1 protein-coding gene is annotated in these 2,419 nt (G+C 72.6%); it reads right to left on the bottom strand.

Annotated elements, in window-relative coordinates:
- Positions 1 to 2,252 (bottom strand): beta strand repeat-containing protein (locus EOE48_RS28365; RefSeq protein ID WP_187371585.1); only part of this gene is annotated, 2,252 nt, incomplete at its 3' end.
- Positions 2,253 to 2,419 lie beyond the last annotated feature (167 nt).

The raw sequence follows: 2,419 nt of genomic DNA, 5'->3' as shown, positions 1-2,419 counted from the left end.
CCGCCGCTGGCGCGGTCGTACAGGATGCGGTCGCTGGCATCGACCGGCCCGGCCGAGAGGTCCTTGAACGCGGCGGCGTTGAGGGCGCCCTTGGGCAGGGCCGCGAACACGCCCGAGGACAGCTCGATCCTGTCGCTGCCGGAGACGAAGTCGGTGACGTGGTCGATCCCGCCGGTGACGAGCGCTGTGTCGAACACGAAGGTGTCGGCACCGTCGAGCCCGGTCAGCGTGTCGGCGCCGCCGCGTCCGTTGATCCGGTCGTCGCCGTACCCGCCCTGGACGCGATTGGCGAACTCGTTGCCGGTGAGCGAGACCGCCGGCGCGGGGGTGAAGCCGTCGAGAAACTTGTTCGCGGCCAGACCCTCGATCTCCTGGCCGGCTTCCAGCGTGTAGCTGGTCCTCGCCACCACCGTGTCGTTGCCGCCGCCCCGGCGCTCGATCACGCGGTCTCCGGCATCGTCGACCTCGTAGACGTCGTCGCCGCCGCGCCCCATCATCACGTCGGCGCCGGCGCCGCCCTGGAGGCTCTCGCTGGCTTCGCCCCCGCGCAGGGTGTCGGCGAAGCGCGAGCCGGTCACCCATTCGATGCTGCTGTAGCGGTCGCCGGCCGCGTACCCGCCGGCGCCGGTGCCGGTGCCGAGGTCGACCACGACCGCCGAGGTGGAGAAGTCGTAGCCGAGGCGGTCGATGCCGCCTCGGCCGTCGAAGGAGTTGGCGGCGGCGTCGGCGGTGAAGCGGTCGCGGCCGTCGGTCCCGATCGCGTTCTCGATCGAGGTCAGGGTGTCCCAGGCCGTTCCGTCGGCGGCGCCGCGGCCGTTGACGAGATCGACGACGGAGCCGGCCGCGCCGGCATAGCTCACGGTGTCGCTGCCGGCGCCGCCGATGAGGGTGTCGCCGCCGCCCGATCCCGCAAGGGTGTCGTTGCCGCCCCAGCCCCACAGGAGGTTGGCGGCGGCGTTGCCGGTGAGCACGTCGTCGAAGTCGCTGCCGTTCAGGTTCTCGATGCCGACGAGCACGTCGCCCTGCGCGTCGCCGCCGGTGCCGGTGCCGGTCAGGAGGCTGACGGTGACGCCCGCCGCGGACCCCAGGTAGTGCGCGGTGTCGGTGCCGGCGCCGCCTTCCAGCGTATCGGCCCCGGCGCCGCCCTGGAGCCAGTCGTTGCCGCCGTAGCCATTCAGTCTGTTGGCGCCGGCATCGCCGGTGAGCACGTCGGTGTAGTTGCTGCCGAACAGGTCCTCGATGCCGGTGAGCACGTCGCCCTCGGCGTCGCCGCCGAAGCCCCGGCCGGTGGCGAGGCTCACCGAGACGCCGATCGTCGAGTCGCTGTAGCTCACCTGGTCGATGCCGGCGCCGCCGTCGAGGGTGTCGGCGCCGCCGCCGCCCTTCAGGGTGTCGTTGCCGTTGAAGCCTTCGAGCCTGTTGGCGCCGGCATCGCCGTGAAACCAGTCGGCGTAGCTGCTGCCCTGGAGGTTCTCGATCCCGACGAGGACGTCGCCGTCGGCTTCGCCGGCCATGCCCTTGCCGCCCTGGAGGCTCGCGCTCACCCCCGCGCCGGCGAGGCGATAGCTGACGGTGTCGTTGCCGGCGCCGCCGTCGAGGGTGTCGGCGCCGCCGCCGCCCTTCAGCAGGTCGTCGCCGTTGAAGCCCTGGAGCTTGTTGGCCCCGGCATCGCCGACGAGGCTGTCGTCGTGGTCGCTGCCGACGACGTTCTCGATGCCGACGAGGACATCGCCCTCGGCATCGCCGCCGCTGCCCCGCCCGGTGGAGAGGTTCACCGTGACGCCCGCGGCGGAATTGCTGTAGCTGACGGTGTCGTTGCCGGCGCCACCATCCAGGGTGTCGGCGCCGCCGCCGCCCTTCAGCATGTCGTTGCCGTTGAAGCCTTCGAGCCTGTTGGCGCCGGCATCGCCGATCAGCGTATCGCCGGAGTTGCTGCCCTGCAGGTTCTCAATGCCGCCGAGCGTGTCGCCCTGAGCATCGCCGCCGGCCCCCTTGCCGGTTTCGAGGCTGACGAGGACGCCGCTCGTCGAGGCGAGGTAGCTCGCGGTGTCGATGCCCGCGCCGCCGGCCAGGGTGTCGGCGCCGCCGCCGCCCTTCAGCGTGTCGTTGCCGGCGCCGCCGTCGAGGTAGTCGTTGCCGGCGTAGCCGAAGAGGGTGTCGTCGCCGCCGGCGCCCTTGAGGGTGTCGTCGTTGACGTCGCCGCCAAGGCTCTCGGCAGCTTCCGTCCCGTTCACGCGCGTTCCCGTGGCCATGGTCCGCTCCCGATGTCCTACCCTTGCGGGGCTCTTGGATCCGGCCGGCGCTATGGAGCGGCCGGCGACAGGTGTCATCCATCGGACGTGGGAGGCGGTGGCGCGGTGCGGGCGCGCACGCCGATCCGGGCCGGCCGGGCGGCCGGTGCGGCCCGGCGTGCGCGCCC

Origin of the sequence: Methylobacterium oryzihabitans (assembly GCF_004004555.2) — a bacterium.
GTDB lineage: Bacteria > Pseudomonadota > Alphaproteobacteria > Rhizobiales > Beijerinckiaceae > Methylobacterium > Methylobacterium oryzihabitans.
The sequence above is the reverse complement of the archived record's forward strand: the minus strand, read 5'-3'. Positions and strand labels throughout refer to the sequence as shown.